Annotated in this window: 15 protein-coding genes; 13 read left to right on the forward strand and 2 right to left on the reverse strand. The window is 65.7% G+C overall.

Going from position 1 to position 14,199, the window contains the following annotated elements:
* Positions 1-18: 18 nt before the first annotated feature.
* Positions 19-624 carry a nucleotidyltransferase family protein gene (locus EV656_RS08720; protein WP_132602374.1) on the forward strand — a complete coding sequence of 202 codons (606 nt, stop codon included), beginning with the start codon at positions 19-21 and terminating at the stop codon, positions 622-624.
* Here the strand turns inward: EV656_RS08720 and EV656_RS08725 are convergent.
* Both EV656_RS08725 and EV656_RS08730 read right to left on the reverse strand, forming a co-directional pair.
* On the reverse strand, positions 621-1,064 hold the full coding sequence (locus EV656_RS08725; protein WP_132602377.1) for a hypothetical protein: 444 nt from the start codon (positions 1,062-1,064) through the stop codon (positions 621-623). The two genes, EV656_RS08720 and EV656_RS08725, sit on opposite strands and share 4 nt — an antisense overlap.
* A gap of 158 nt (positions 1,065-1,222) precedes the next feature.
* Positions 1,223-3,859 carry a Hint domain-containing protein gene (locus tag EV656_RS08730; protein WP_242468961.1) on the reverse strand — a complete coding sequence of 879 codons (2,637 nt, stop codon included), beginning with the start codon at positions 3,857-3,859 and terminating at the stop codon, positions 1,223-1,225.
* Between the two features lie 1,205 nt (positions 3,860-5,064).
* On the opposite strand from EV656_RS08730, the gene EV656_RS08735 reads away from it, so the two are divergent.
* From EV656_RS08735 to EV656_RS08785, 12 genes are all read left to right on the forward strand, one after another.
* Positions 5,065-5,493, forward strand: a complete 429-nt coding sequence (locus EV656_RS08735; protein WP_132602380.1) for a TOBE domain-containing protein — start codon at positions 5,065-5,067, stop codon at positions 5,491-5,493.
* Positions 5,494-5,529: 36 nt separating this feature from the next.
* Positions 5,530-6,294, forward strand: a complete 765-nt coding sequence (gene modA / locus EV656_RS08740; protein WP_132602383.1) for a molybdate ABC transporter substrate-binding protein — start codon at positions 5,530-5,532, stop codon at positions 6,292-6,294.
* A gap of 121 nt (positions 6,295-6,415) precedes the next feature.
* Positions 6,416-7,165 (forward strand): molybdate ABC transporter substrate-binding protein, encoded by a 750-nt coding sequence (modA, locus tag EV656_RS08745; RefSeq protein ID WP_132602386.1) that lies wholly within the window; start codon positions 6,416-6,418, stop codon positions 7,163-7,165.
* An 11-nt stretch (positions 7,166-7,176) separates the two neighbouring features.
* On the forward strand, positions 7,177-7,989 hold the full coding sequence (locus EV656_RS08750; RefSeq protein WP_132602389.1) for an ABC transporter permease: 813 nt from the start codon (positions 7,177-7,179) through the stop codon (positions 7,987-7,989).
* The gene (locus EV656_RS08755; RefSeq protein WP_200276478.1) at positions 7,970-8,647 is read left to right on the forward strand and encodes an ABC transporter ATP-binding protein; all 678 of its coding nucleotides are present in this window, start codon (positions 7,970-7,972) and stop codon (positions 8,645-8,647) included. The genes EV656_RS08750 and EV656_RS08755 overlap by 20 nt, the downstream gene beginning before the upstream one ends.
* Entirely contained in the window at positions 8,608-9,444 is an 837-nt protein-coding gene (modD, locus tag EV656_RS08760; RefSeq protein ID WP_132602395.1) for a ModD protein, read from the forward strand. Before EV656_RS08755 ends, modD begins: the two co-directional genes overlap by 40 nt.
* A 269-nt stretch (positions 9,445-9,713) precedes the next feature.
* Positions 9,714-10,718: a DctP family TRAP transporter solute-binding subunit gene (locus tag EV656_RS08765; RefSeq protein ID WP_132602398.1), complete on the forward strand. Its 1,005-nt coding sequence runs from the start codon at positions 9,714-9,716 to the stop codon at positions 10,716-10,718.
* A gap of 67 nt (positions 10,719-10,785) precedes the next feature.
* Positions 10,786-11,277 carry a TRAP transporter small permease gene (locus EV656_RS08770; protein ID WP_132602401.1) on the forward strand — a complete coding sequence of 164 codons (492 nt, stop codon included), beginning with the start codon at positions 10,786-10,788 and terminating at the stop codon, positions 11,275-11,277.
* A complete protein-coding gene (locus EV656_RS08775; RefSeq protein ID WP_132602405.1) occupies positions 11,270-12,604 on the forward strand; it encodes a TRAP transporter large permease in 1,335 nt (444 codons plus the stop codon). The genes EV656_RS08770 and EV656_RS08775 overlap by 8 nt, the downstream gene beginning before the upstream one ends.
* A 466-nt stretch (positions 12,605-13,070) precedes the next feature.
* Positions 13,071-13,241 (forward strand): hypothetical protein, encoded by a 171-nt coding sequence (locus EV656_RS16720; RefSeq protein WP_200276461.1) that lies wholly within the window; start codon positions 13,071-13,073, stop codon positions 13,239-13,241.
* A gap of 336 nt (positions 13,242-13,577) precedes the next feature.
* Positions 13,578-13,790 (forward strand): AbrB/MazE/SpoVT family DNA-binding domain-containing protein, encoded by a 213-nt coding sequence (locus EV656_RS08780; RefSeq protein ID WP_132602408.1) that lies wholly within the window; start codon positions 13,578-13,580, stop codon positions 13,788-13,790.
* Positions 13,790-14,170 carry a type II toxin-antitoxin system VapC family toxin gene (locus EV656_RS08785; protein ID WP_132602411.1) on the forward strand — a complete coding sequence of 127 codons (381 nt, stop codon included), beginning with the start codon at positions 13,790-13,792 and terminating at the stop codon, positions 14,168-14,170. The genes EV656_RS08780 and EV656_RS08785 overlap by 1 nt, the downstream gene beginning before the upstream one ends.
* Positions 14,171-14,199 lie beyond the last annotated feature (29 nt).

Genomic DNA, 14,199 nt, shown 5'->3' on the forward strand with positions numbered 1-14,199 from the left:
GTGCCGGAAGGGAACGACATGGTTGATCTGCTGATCCTCCTGCCTGCGGCTGGCCGCTCGGCCCGCATGGGCGGGCAGGACAAGCTGCTGATGCCCGTGGACGGGGAACCGTTGTTGCGCCGCCAGGTCCGCGCGGCGCTGGCCACCGGCCAGCGCGTTCTGGCAACATTGCCCCGTGGCCGGGCGACAGCGCGCGCGGCCGCGCTTGCCGGGCTGGCCGGGCCACTCACCATTGCCGAGATCGACGCGGAAGAGGGTATGGCCGCCTCGCTGCGCGCGGGGGCCAAGGCCGCGCAGGCGGCACATGCGGCCGGCCTGATGGTCATGCTGCCCGACATGCCGGAGATTGGCGCATCGCACGTCGCCAGGCTCGCCCGGGCCTTTGCCGAGGTGCCCGAACGCCCCCTGCGCGCAACCGACATGGCAGGCATCCCAGGCCATCCGGCGATCCTGCCCGCGCGGCTTTTCCCCGCGCTCGCAGGGCTGAGGGGCGACGCCGGGGCGCGCGCCCTGTTGCAACGGGAAAACGTCCGCCTGATCCCCCTGGCCGGTCGCGCCGCGATCACGGACCTGGATACACCGGCAGACTGGGCCGCGTGGCAATCCCGGCAGCAGCAGGGTTAGGCGTCTTCGCCCAAAGCCCCGGCCACCCGCATCCGCCGGGCATAAAGGTAAAAGCTGATCGAAATCACCGTCGCCGTCACCAGCAGGGCAACGCCCCCCGGTCCGGCAAGGTCGGCCAGCGGCGGCGTGGCAAAGCCCATCAACCACACCCCCAAAACGATCATCGCCAGCGCCGCGACCCCCAGCACCCACGGTGCGATACCAGAGCGCAGGAACAACAGCACCGCCCCCAGCAACCCGCCCCAGACCGCCGTGGCCCAGGCGCCATCAGCCAACGGCGGCAGCGCGGTGAAAAAGCTGGACTGCGGTTGCGTGAACAGCACCAGATAGGGGGCGATGCTGTATTGCGTCAGCAGATAATCCACCGCCCCAGCCAGGTGCCAGAGGATGGCGAGGATCGCCACCGGCATCAGATGCCAGGTTTCGGTATCGTCGGACATGGCCGATTCCTTCGCGCGCCAAAGTGGGAACGGGATCAACTTGCCCGCTCGCTTCGCGGCTGTCCAGCCGGTGCGACGTTTTGGGCGGGGCCGCGCATCCCCCAGCGGCCCCGCCAACGCGGGTCGGGGGGGCGGCCCCCGGCCCGGCTGCACCACGATCAGTTCTGGTTGAGAAGCAAAGCCTCGTGCTTTTTCAGGGTCTTGCGCGCGGCGACATAGTCCCGGCGGCCAACGTCGGTGCGCAGCTCGGGGAACAGTTCATAGATCTCGCTGCGCTGTGCATCGCCCATCCCGCCCAGCGTGTAATCGCCGGGCTGGAAGCTTTCGGTCCAGGCGCCGTTGGACAGCACGACCTCGTGCTGGTCGAACATGAAGTGAAGGTAGGTCAGACCCTCGGGACGGACCACGCGGATGCCACCGTCATCGGTCAGGTGCTTGGCCGCGACCAGGACTTCACGCTCTTCGAAATACAGCGCCGCACGGTCGCTGGCGATCAACACCCGGTGTTGCGGGCTGACCAGCATGTCGCGTTCCGGCAGGCCGTTGCCAAGCGCGCCCGCGCGGATCAGCACCGGCGCCAGGTGGGTATCCCGGGCCAGACGGTCCGTCGGCACCGGCGTCGACCCGATCCAGCGGATTTCCTGGATGCCGTTGTCGCGGGTGATGACCTTGTCGCCTTCGCGCAGCTCTTCCACCGGGCGTTCGCCCCTCGGCGTCGCAATCAGCGTGCCGGGGGTAAAGCAGGGAATGATCTCCTCGATATTGGTGAAGTTGATGTTCGAGCTTTCCCCGGTGGTCGAATTGACCAGGGTCACCTGCCCGTCAAAGCCATTGCCATCGCTGTCGGTGGTTTTCGCCAGGTTGTCGACGGTCCAGCCGTTATCGGTCAGCGGCCGCAGGTCCAGCGTGTCCCAATCCACCCCTTCAGAGCCGCCGTCGACGGTGCTGTCAGCCGACCCGCCCGCTTCGCCGGTGGAGTTGATGTAGAACGTGTCCTGATCGGCGCCGCCGCTCAGCACATCGTCGTCACCACCGCCGTAGATGGTGTCGTCGCCCGTGCCGCCATCCACATTGTCGGTGCCGGCACCGCCGTCGATCACGTCATCGCCGCCGCCGCCAAAGATGGTGTCGTCGCCTTCGCCGCCGGTCAGGGTATCGTTGCCCTCGACCACTGTTTCGGACGCGTTTTCAACGGTGTAATGGGCATTGTCAAAGCTCGCCCCGGCGCCCTCAACCGCCACGGTAAAGACCGGATCGTCATAGTCCTGATCGCCCAGCCCGTCGACATCCTCAAAGCCCAGCGTGACAGAGCCGTCGGCGTTTTCACTGAAACCGGCCGTGTGCACCAACCCATCGGGGTTCAGCGCCTCGTTCCCGCTGTGGGCGGCGGTGTGGAAGACATCGCCATCCAGAACGGTTTCGGTGCCATCCTCGGCCACGAAGACAAGCACCGGATTGACCGTATCCACCGTCGCGGGATTGCCGCTGGCATCCTGAAAGACGTAAGTCCCCTCGCCCAGGGCATCGTAATCGTTCAGCGAGGCCCCTTGCGAGATCAGGAAGACACCGACCTGCGCCCCGGGTTCGGTCACATAGGTATAGCTGCTGCCCGGCTCCAGATCGCCGCCAGACCCCGGCTCGGACGTATTTTCAAAGGCGATCTCGACATTCGTGATCTCGCCGGTGTCGGGGTCGATCGTGTAGACCCCCATGGTATTGAGATACCCGGCCTCTTCGCCCTCAAAGGTGATCGTGGCAATCGTCGGTTCATTGCCGCCGTCGCCATAGATCGTGTCGTCGCCGGTCCCGCCCTCGACCGTGTCGTCGCCGCCCCCGCCGTAGACAAGATCGTCCCCGGTTCCGGCGTCCACGTCATCATTACCCGCACCGGCATAGACCTCGTCGTCGCCCGCACCGGACTCCACCGTGTCGGCGCCGTCGCCAGCCAGAACGATATCGTCGTCGGGCGCCTCGCCGGGCAGGATCGCATCGCCCGAATCGATCATGTCGCCCTCGGGATCGCCAGTATAGGCCGCGTCGATCACGTCGTCGCCCGTGGTCCCCTCGACCAGGCCGTCGCCGGTTGTCACCGACGCGTCACTGACAGCGACATAGGCAATCTTGCCATCGAACGGGTCGTCATAGTCACCATCGTCTTCTTCGCGCGCGCCGATGGTGAAATTCTCGTCGTCGTTGTCGCCGATATCCATGGTCAGTCCGGTGACCGTATCGTCGGTCAGGGTTTCGGACTGGCCGGTGGTCTCGTTCTCGACCGTCAGCACGGCCCCTGTCATCGCATCCCAGCTGTAGCGCACCGTCACCACGTCCCCGGCCGAGAAGAAACCGTCGGACGTGGTCAGCTTGGTCGAAACGCTGCCGGTGTAATGGACCACCTTGACCGCACCGTTATCGGTCGTCGCCAGGCCGAAATAACCTTCGTCGTCCCGGTCGTCATATTCGCCACGGCTGACAAGGGTGCCCCCTTCCAATTCCGACCCGCAATGTTCTGCATCGGCGATGAAGCGGGTTTCGATCGTGCCCGCGGTCAGATCGAACGGCGTGTCTTCGCCATCGATATCCACGTGGTCGTTATAGCCGTCCAGCACCAGCCAGCCGCCGTAATTGCTGGCACCTTCGTCGTAGCTGCCGTTCTGGGCAACGCCGTCGTCAAGGCCCGTATCGGCAGCCACCTTGGATGCGCCATCGTCAAATTCCCAAAGTCCGATCAGCCGCCCCGGCAGGGAGGTCGCATCGAAATCCGCACCGGTCGAGGACCCGTCGCCGCTAGTGGTCATGTCGCACCTCCATCAACTCCGCCGCCCATGCAAATCCGCACAGAACAGCCGCCCGGCCAAGTCCGGGTTAACGCTCATCTCTCCAGCCCCTGACGTCAAAAACCGGCTGTGGCGGGCGCACACGGATGAGCAGACGGAAGGCACAGCTTCCACTTACACCCAGCCATTGGACGGTCCTCTGAACAAAGACCGAGCCCAAGACTTGTGCGGCCACCCCCATGGCCAGCAGAGAGCGCCCCCCAGCAGGACACATCTATTGTTACCGCCGCGCCTGCTGCCCACAAAGCGAAATCTGGCAAGATTACGACCAGATTGCGCCCCTCCCGGGCAAATCGGGCATTCGCGGGATCCGCACCCGCAGCGGGGCAACACCACATTGTTTCGGCCTGGACCAGCTTATTGTTTCCCTTGTCGGGAGAAACCCTTTGACAGGAGTCATTGGCCTTCCAAACCTCAACAATCAAAGCGGGGTCGCCGCCCCTACACCTCGGATCGTTTCCATTTAACCCCTCGTTTGGGGCGAATTTCAGGCGATTAAAGGAAGAGATCTGACCAATGCACAAAATGCGGTGAGCGTTTCAAGAGATAGGTCAATGCACCTGAGGAGGCAGAATCATCGCCGATGCGGCAACAAGGCCCCTTTCCCTGACGTGACCGATTCGCCCTGCGCGCTGCCGCCGGTGCCCGCAGATATACCGGGATCGTCAGTGCCACCTCCCCGAATCGTGGATGCCGCACGCCCAGCCTGGGGCTTCGCCCTCGAAAACCGGGCGCACCGGGATGAGTTGACTGGCAACAAAAGCACCGCAGCGCAGACCGGGGTCGTCAGAGCGGCAATTGCCCGATGTCGGTTCGCCAAATGGACCATAGCGGCGGTCGGTGAATCGCCCCCTTGGGCCGGGTGGGCTGCATGAGCATGTTTTCGTTCTGCCCGCACATTGTGCGACCTCTCGCGGACCGCCCAGTTTAGCACCGAGCCAAACCCGCCATGTGTGGCGTTTCACCGCTGTTTGCCGCGGCTCGATGGGAAAAAAAGCGTTATTAAGCTGACCTGAATAACGAAAGGCTTGCAGGCTGTTTTTGCCGACCGTTATGCAGCTCACCTATATAGCCCTTCCACGCTGCAAGCGGATCGGGGCAAGCGCCCGCCATCACGCCGACACTGCGGGCAGTGAAACCGAAGAAACGACAAGACCAGGACGAAAATGATGGAAACAAGCACCCGAAACACATTCCGCTGCACGGTCAGCAAGATCACCCAGGGCGCGGTGAACGCGGAAATCGACCTTGCGCTTTCCGACGGCCGGCGGCTGGCCGCCGTCATCACCGAACGCAGTGCAGAGGATATGGGCCTGAAGGAAGGCAACGAGGTCTTTGCCCTGATCAAGGCCACGTTCGTCATGCTGATGGTTGGGGATGCGCCAGGCCGGGTGTCGGCCTGCAACCAGTTTCCCGGCACGGTTTCCGCCCGCAAGGACGGCCCGGTGAACAGCGAGATCACCCTGAATCTGGGCGACGGCAACGCCATCACGGCGATCGTCACACGCGGCAGCGCAGACAGCCTGGGGCTGAAGGTCGGGGCGACAGCGACCGCGCTGTTCAAGGCCTCTCACATCATCATCGCGCTGCCCTGAGGGCGCGCACGACCCTCCAAAGGAAAGGAACCCGTCATGACCAACGCAATACACACCCTGCGCCGGGGCGCTGCGGCCCTGCTGGCCGTCTGCGCCCTGTCCGGCCCGGCACAATCGGCGGAAACCATCGCCGCGGTGGCCGCCAATTTCACCGAAGCCGCCAAGGAAATCGGCGCCGCCTTCACCCAGGCAACCGGGCATCAGGTCACCTATAGCTTTGGCCCGACCGGCCAGCTTTATGCTCAGATCACCCAGGACGCCCCGTTCGAGGTGTTCCTCGCCGCCGACCAGGCCCGCCCCGAACGGGCCGAGGCCGAAGGATACGCGGTGCCCGGATCGCGGTTCACCTACGCGGTGGGCCAGCTGGTCTTGTGGAGTGCGGATACCGACCTGATCGACGGGACCGACGCGGCGCTGAGGGGCGACGACTTTACCCATCTTGCCATCGCCAACCCCCAGACCGCCCCCTATGGCGCGGCCGCGGTCGAGGTGATGACCGCACTGGGCGTCTACGACGATCTCGCCCCCAAGATCGTGCAGGGCAAAAGCATCAGCCAGACCTACCAGTTCACCGCGACAGGCAATGCCGATCTGGGTTTTGTCGCCCTCAGCCAGGTCGCGGCCGATGCGGGCGGTTCCCGCTGGGTGATCCCGCAAGACCTGTACGCGCCGATCCGGCAGGACGCGGTCCTGCTGCAAAAAGGGGCCGGAAACGAGGCTGCTGCCGCCTTTGTCGAATTCCTAAACGGCCCCGAGGCCCGCGCCATCATTGCCGGATACGGCTACGGCACCGGCGAATAGCCACGTTAGCGGGCCGCTGTTCGGGGCAGCCCACGATCATTTCCCCGGCCACCTGGCAGCCCCCGCCCTGGCCCGAACCCGTCCGGTGACGGGGAAAACCAAGCCCGCGAAGGAGTCAACGATGCTCGCCCGTTTCTGTCTTGCCCTTTCCCTTGCAGCGGCCATTTCCGGCGCCGCCTTTGCCGAAACGCTGTTCGTCTATTCCGGTGCCGGGCTGCGGCCAGCCGTCCAGCCCCTGGCCGAACGGTTCGAGGCCGCAACCGGCCACGAGGTCGTCCTGGAATATGGCGGCACCGGCCAGATCCTGGCCCGGTTCCAGACCACCGGGCGGGGCGATGTGTTCCTTGCCGGAACCCGCTTCTTCTCCGACAAGCTGGAGGCCGCGCACCAGATCGAGGGCGTTACGGCTCTGGGCGCCCACGGCGCCGCGATCGGGGTGTCCCGGGCGCAGGTCGGCACGATCCGCGGCGTGGGCGATCTGGCCCGGCCCGGTCTGCGGCTGGCCCTGGGCGATCCACAGGCGATGGCGCTTGGCCGTACCGCCGACGAGATCATGCAGACTTGCGGCGATCCGCAGGCGATCCGCGCCAACACGCTGGTCCGCGCCACCACCCTGCAACAATTGGCCCTGTACGTGGCCGAGGGCAATGTTGATGCCGCGATCCTGTCGGTTTCGGCCGCCTTGCCCCATAGCGGCAAGATCGAAATCGTGGCGATCCCGGCCGATTGCTATGCTGCCGAGCAGATCACCGGCGGTGTGCTCTCTACCGCCCGGCACCCCGGCATCGCGGCCGATTTCGTGGCCTTCCTCGCCTCGGAGGAGGGACGCGCGGCCTTTGCCGCCGTGGGCTTCGGCCCGGCAGGGGAATAGGGCGCGTGCGGATGCTCTCGGCCCTTGTCTGGCTGCCGCTCGTGCTGATCGTCACCACGATCCTGGGCGCGGTCGGGGCGCTGGTCAGCCACCTGCCGCTGCCTGCCCTGGCAGAGGCCGTATCCTCGCCAGAGACGCGCTTTGCCGTGGCCATGTCATTGCGCACCTCGCTGCTGGCGCTTGGACTGGCGCTGGCCCTTGGCCTGCCGGCCGCCTGGCTGCTGGCCCGCCGCCGGTTCGCCGGAAAGGCGGTAATCGAGACGACCCTGGATCTGCCCATGGTCACCCCGCCGCTGGTCGCGGGGATCGGCCTGATGTTTCTGCTGGGCCACCAGACGCCCGTGGGCGGGGCGGCACAAACGCTGGGGCTCGGCCTGCTGTTTTCGCCTGCCGGTGTTGTCCTGGCCCAGACCTATATCGCAACCTCGGTCATCGTGCGCAGCGCGCGCGCCGCCTTTGGCGCGGTTGATCCCGGTTTCGCCACCAGTGCCGCAACGCTGGGGGTGCCGCCCCTGTGGTCGTTCCTGCTGGTCGAGGTGCCGATGGCAGGCCGGGCGCTGCTGGCTGCGGCGGTGCTGGGCTGGGCCCGCGCCCTGGGCGAGTTCGGGGCGACACTGATGGTGGCCGGTGCGACACGGATGCATACCGAAACCCTGCCGTTGGCGGTCTACCTCAACATCGCCAGCGGCCGGACCGATATCGCCATCGCCTGCGCGCTGACGCTCTTGGCCCTCGCCTTTGCCCTGCTTCTGGCGATCCGGCTGCTGACGGCCGAGCGCGACAACAGCCTGCGGGGGGATGCCGATGCCCGGCTTGCAGCTTGAGGGCGTGGCGAACGCGGTACTGGCCCCGCTGGCGCTGCGCGTGCGGGCCGGAGAGGCTGTGGCGATCCTTGGCCCCTCGGGCGCGGGGAAAAGCACGCTGCTCAAAATCATCGCGGGGCTGTTGCCGCACCGGGGCCGGGTTGTCCTTGGCGGGCAAGACCTGACCGGGACGCCGCCCCACCGCCGCGGGATCGGCTACATGAGCCAGGACCTGCACCTGTTTCCCCATCTTACCGTGGCACAGAACCTGCACCTGCCGCTGTTGTTCCACCGGGGCACACGCACGGCCCGCACCGCCCGGGTGGCCGAAACCCTGCGCCTGTGCTCCATCGCCCACCGCGCCGACCGCCGCCCCGCCAGCCTGTCGGGCGGCGAACGCCAGCGCGCGGCACTGGCTCGGGCGCTTGTCGCCCGACCACGACTGCTGTTGCTGGATGAACCCTTTGCCAATCTCGACCACGCCACCCGGGCCACCCTATGGCGTGAGGTCGACAGCCTGCGCCGAGACCTGGGCATGACCGCGCTGATCGTGACCCATGACCCTGCCGAGGCCGCCGCGCTTGCCGATCGTTCGGTCCGCATCGCCGGTGGCATCCTGACCGAAAGGACCGACACGACATGCTCCCCCTTGATGACGACACCCTGCTTCGCCTGCTGAAAGAGGATATCCCCTATGGCGACCTGACCACCCGCAGCTTGGGCATCGGGGCCATGCCGGGCCTGCTGACCATGCGCGCACGGGGCCCGATGACCGTCTGCGGCAGCGAAGAGGCCGCGCGCATCTTTGCCCTGCTGGGGGCAAAGGCCGAGGTTTTGGCACCGACCGGCGCAAGGGTTGCTGCCGGCGCCCCGCTGGCCCGTGTCGAGGGGCGGGCCGAGGCGCTGCACAGCGGCTGGAAGGTGGCGCAGACCCTGACCGAATGGGCCTCTGGCATCGCCACCTCTGCCACGGCGATCGTCGATGCGGCCCGCGCGGTTGCCCCTGCAATCGCCGTGGCCTGCACGCGCAAACCCGCGCCGGCCACGCGGGCGCTGTCGCTCAGGGCGGTTGTGGCGGGGGGCGCGCAGGTTCACCGCACGGGCCTGTCCGACACCGTGCTGCTGTTTGCCGAGCACCGCGCCTTTGGCGGCCCCGACGCCCTGCATGCCCAGATCGCCCTGTTGCGGGACCGCTGCCCCGAACGCCGCGTCGTGGTCGAGGTCGAAACCCTGGACGAGGCCCGCCGCGCCGCCCAGGCCGGGGCCGATGTGATTCAGTTGGAGAAGTTTGCGCCGGAGGCCGTTGCCGACACCGCCGCCGCGCTGACCGACTGGCCGGGCTGCCTGGCCGCGGCCGGCGGCATCAACGCCACCAACGCCGCCGCCTACGCCCAGACCGGCGCGAACGTGCTGGTTACCTCGGCCCCATATTACGCCAAGCCTGCGGATGTGTCCGTCACCATAGAACCGGCCTGAGAGGGGCGCCTGCGGTGCGGGGCGCCTGCGCGCGCCCGCACCGCAGGGGGAAATGGCAGCGTCAGCCGTCATCGACAGACGCAGAAGAAAGCGGCTTTTCACCCCGCCCGGAACAAATGCTGCGCGGTTTGCCACAGCATGTTGCAAAGGTTGCGCGCGGATCGCGTCTTGTGAGCAAATCTCGCGTGTGGTTTCTGCTGCCTCATGCGGTTCGGCACAGACAGCCGACGCAGCAGCCCCGAACGCGGGCGACACAACGGAGGATTCTGATGAAAACAGCGAAACTCGGGCGCAACGCTCTCGCCGCAATGATCGCAGGTGCGGTGATGGTCGGGTCCGCGGCTGCGGAAACGCTGCGGCTGTCGCACAATGTCGGCGACACCACCACCTGGCACCAGGGCGCCGAGAAGTTCAACGAACTGATCGCCGAAGCCACCGACGGCGAAATCGGCGTGCGCGTCTTCCCCAACGCCCAGCTGGCCGGCGGCGACCAGATGAAACAGGCCGAGATGATCGGCCGCGGCGCGCTGGACTTGGTGCTGACCTCGGCGATCAACGTCACGCCGCTGGTGCCCGAAATGGCGGTATTCTCGCTGCCCTATCTCTACGCGTCCTATGACCAGGTGGATGCCACCACCCAGGGCGCGCCGGGCCAGATGATGGCCGACATCCTGCTGGAAAAGGGCATCGTCGTTCTGGCCTGGGGCGAAAACGGCTTTCGCGAGGTCACCAACAACGTTCGCCCGATCACCGCGCCCGAGGACATGAAGGGCCTGAACATGCGCGTCGCCGGGCCGATGTATATCGACGTGATGAACGCGCTTGGGGCCAACCCGCAGCAGATGCAGTGGTCGGAAACGCTGACCGCGCTGCAACAGGGCGTGGTCGACGGGCAGGAAAACCCGATCGGCGCGGTGATCATCCCGCAGCAGGTCTACGAGATGCAGAAATACCTGACGACCTGGCACTATTCCTATGACCCGATCTTCCTGGGGATCTCCAAGGCCAAGTGGGACAGCTACGACGCCGAGATGCAGGAAAAGCTGCGCACCGCCGCGCAAGAGGCCATGGCCTATCAGCGCCAGATCACGCGTGAGGGCACCGCGAACGGCATCGCGTTCCTGACGGAAAAGGGCATGGAAATCTACCAGCCTGGCCCCGAGGAACTGCAGGCGTTCCGCGACGCGACCAAGCCCGCCTTTGACGAGTGGGCGGCCAAGGTCGGCCCCGAGATCGTGTCGGCGTTCCAATCCGCCATCGCGGCGGCTGACTGACCCCAACCACAGGACAGGCCCGCCCCGCGCGGGCCTGTCCCCCCACGCGCCACAACGAGGCAAGCCGATGCGTTTCCTTCTGGACGAGGCCGAAAAGATCATCTGCGCCGTGCTGTTCCTGGGCATGACGGCGATCGGCTTTGCCAATGTGGTGGTGCGCTACGGCACCAACTATTCGCTGGCCGCAACCGAGGAGTTGCTGACCAACGGGTTTCTTCTGTTGACCGTGTTCGGCGCGGCCATCGCCGCCCGGCGGGGCGAACATCTGGCCGTGACGCTGGTGCATGACCTGCTGCCGCGCCCCCTGCGCAAGCCGCTGTTCGTGCTGTCGGCGGCGCTGTCGGCCCTGATCCTGGCGCTATCGGCGTGGTTTTCCTGGGTCACGCTGACCAACCAGTTGTCCAGCGGCATCCGCTCTTATGCGTTGGGGGTGCCAGCCTGGTACTATCAGGCGGCGGTGCCCTTCGGGTTTGCGCTGGTCCTGATCCGTTATCTGCAACACGCCTGGGTCACGCTGCGCGACCCGGGCAAAGCGTCCGGCGGTATGTCCGATGCCTGATCTCATTCCCAACCTCGGCGCAGGCACCGAAATGGTGATCCTGTTCTTCCTGCTGATGGCCTGCCGTGTTCCGGTGGCCTTTTCGCTGGGCCTGTCGGCGGTCTATGCGATGTGGCAGATGGGGTTCGGCATTGATCTGGCCGGTGACCTGATCGCCGCGGGCGTGACCAAGTTTTCGCTGATGGCCATCCCCTTTTTCATCCTTGCGGGCACGCTGATGGGCACGCTGGGGATCGCGGAACGGATGATCCGGTTCTTCCGCGTTCTGATCGGGACGCTGCCGGGCGGCATGGGGGTTGTCGGCACGGTGGTCTGCCTGTTCTGGGGCGCGGTCAGCGGGTCCGGCCCGGCCTCGGTCGCGGCGATCGGCCCGATGATCGTCAAGGGGATGGAGGAGGACGGCTACGCCCGCGCCTATGCCGCGGGGCTGGTCTGTACGGGCGCGGCCCTGTCCATCGTCATTCCGCCCTCCATCGGTCTGGTGATCTATGGGGTGATTGCCGAAACCTCGATCTCGCAACTGTTCATCGCGGCGATCCTGCCGGGCCTGTTCATGGGCCTGACCATGCTGGCGACGCTGCCCTTTGCACGCCGCGATGGCGCGGCGCACGGCAGTCCCACGCTGGAGGCGCTGAGCCCCACGCCCCATGCTGCACTGCCCTACGGCCAGCGGCTATGGCTGGCCTTTCGTCAGGCGTTCTGGGGCCTTGTCACGCCGCTGGTGATCCTCGGCGGGATCTACTCGGGCATCTTCACCCCGACCGAGGCCGCCCTTGTCGCCACCGTCTATGCCCTGGGCGTGGGGGCGTTCGCCTATCGCACACTGACGCTGCGCGGGCTTTACGAGGCGCTGGCCGATGCGGCGGCGTCATCCGCTGTGGTGATGCTGGTCGTGGCCTATGCCGGGCTGTTCGGCTGGGTCGTCACGGTCGAGGATCTGGTGGGCACCTATTCCGAAACCCTTCTGGGGCTCAGCGATAGTGAATGGGTGATCCTGCTGGTCATCATGCTGGTGCTGCTGGTCGCGGGCATGTTCATGGATGCGATCACGGTCATGTTCATCTCGCTGCCGATCTTCCTGCCGGTAATGCGCGAAATGGGCTGGGATCCGGTCTGGTTCGGCGTGGTGGTGATGGTGAACCTTGCCATCGGGCTGTTCACGCCGCCGGTGGGCATCAACCTGTACGTGGCGGCCAACGTCACCCGCCTGTCCATCGAACGCATCGCGCGCGGCGCCCTGCCCTTCCTGGCGGCAAGCGTTCTGGGGCTTGTCGTCATCGCCGCCGTCCCGTCCCTTTCGCTGTGGCTGGTCGAAGTGCTGCGCTAGGCGGTTCGGCCTGTTGACCCGCCGTTTTGTGCACGGCCTTGCGGCAGCCCCGCCGACATCGCCGGCGTTTTCCGGTTACCTGTCAACTCCGACGACGCCGCTCACCTCATTTCACCCTGTGCAAAAGATAAGCCGCCTACAGGATCGGGAACGAACAGGGGGTGAACGGTGAATCTGGGAACGCAGTGTGGGAACAGCCCAAAACCGGCATTCCGCGCGCGCCCGGCTTGGCGGCTAGTCCCCTTGTCTTTTCAAGCTGGTGCCCGAGGCGAGACTCGAACTCGCACGGTATTGCTACCGGCGGATTTTGAATCCGCTGGGGGATATTGAAAAACAATACCTTATTCCAATCCATTCATACAGACATAGCATGAACAGATGGTGAAAGAGTGAATCCACCTATTGGCAACTGTGAGCCCCGCATTCGGAGCTCAGGGAACTCACAGACCAGCGGAAGGGACGGGCCATGACCGGCTCGGCGCGCGGCACGGCCGATGCTCCGGGCCGGAACGTCGCCGCCAAGGCCGGTCTGAACCGATCGATCCTTGATGCGGCCCCGACCGCATTCCTGAACATGATCGGTATAAAGCGGTGGTGGCTGGTGCAGAGTTCCTCAAGGCGCCGAGACGATAGTTGAAGCCGTCGCAGCGCTGCCCGGCCTGCGGGCGGCTGCGGAAAAAAACTGTCGGAGCGTCGCCATGAGTGTGATTGCGGCTGCAGCCTGGGAAGAGACCTGGCCGCGGCGCGCATGCTGTTGCAATGGGGGCTTGAGCAAGAGCGCCGATTGCAACAGCACGTGGTTGAAATGACAACTCCGGCCGGGACGGTCGGGGATCAGGCTGCCGCCTGCCCCCCCTCCAATCGACTGGATTGGTGGGCGAGGTTCATCCGATTTTTCGCCATATCTCAGGCTCATTGCGTCCGCCAGGCGGGCGTCTTACGTTTGGGGTATCGATAAGAGGAAAGTATGATCATGGCTGAGACCGCGACCCTGTCCTCAAACTTCCAGATCTCGATTCCCAAGGCGATCCGGGCTGCCCATCACTGGGAGGCCGGACTCACCTTCGCGTTCATCCCGAAGGGCACAGGCGTGTTGCTGGTCCCGATCCCGGAGAAGCAGAGCCTCAGGGGGCTCGCGAAAGGCGCCAGCCCCGAAGATTTCCGGGATCGGTCGAATCGCGCCTGATGATCCTTGTCGACACCTCGGCCTGGGTCGAATGGCTGATCGACTCCAGAACTGGAGCCAAGGTTGCCGAGCATCTGCCGGAACAAGCCGAGTGGCTCGTGCCGACCATGGTCCAGCTTGAGCTTTCCAAGTGGCTGACGCGCGAGGTCGGCGAGGAAAAGGCGGACCAGGTGATTGCCTTTACCCAGGTCTGCCATGTGCTGCCGCTCGACACCGAGATAGCGCTGGCGGCGGCAGAAGCCTGCCGCGCGCACAAGCTTGCCACCGCGGACGCCATCATCTTCGCAACCGCCCGCGCACAGGCCGCGATGCTTCTAACCTGTGACGCGCATTTCGAGGGGCTGCCCGGCGTCACCCTGATCGAGAAGATCAGGGCCTGAAAGGTGATGCCGAGATGCCTCGCGCGTCG

The organism is Rhodovulum adriaticum (assembly GCF_004345735.1).
In the GTDB taxonomy this organism is placed as follows: domain Bacteria; phylum Pseudomonadota; class Alphaproteobacteria; order Rhodobacterales; family Rhodobacteraceae; genus Rhodovulum; species Rhodovulum adriaticum.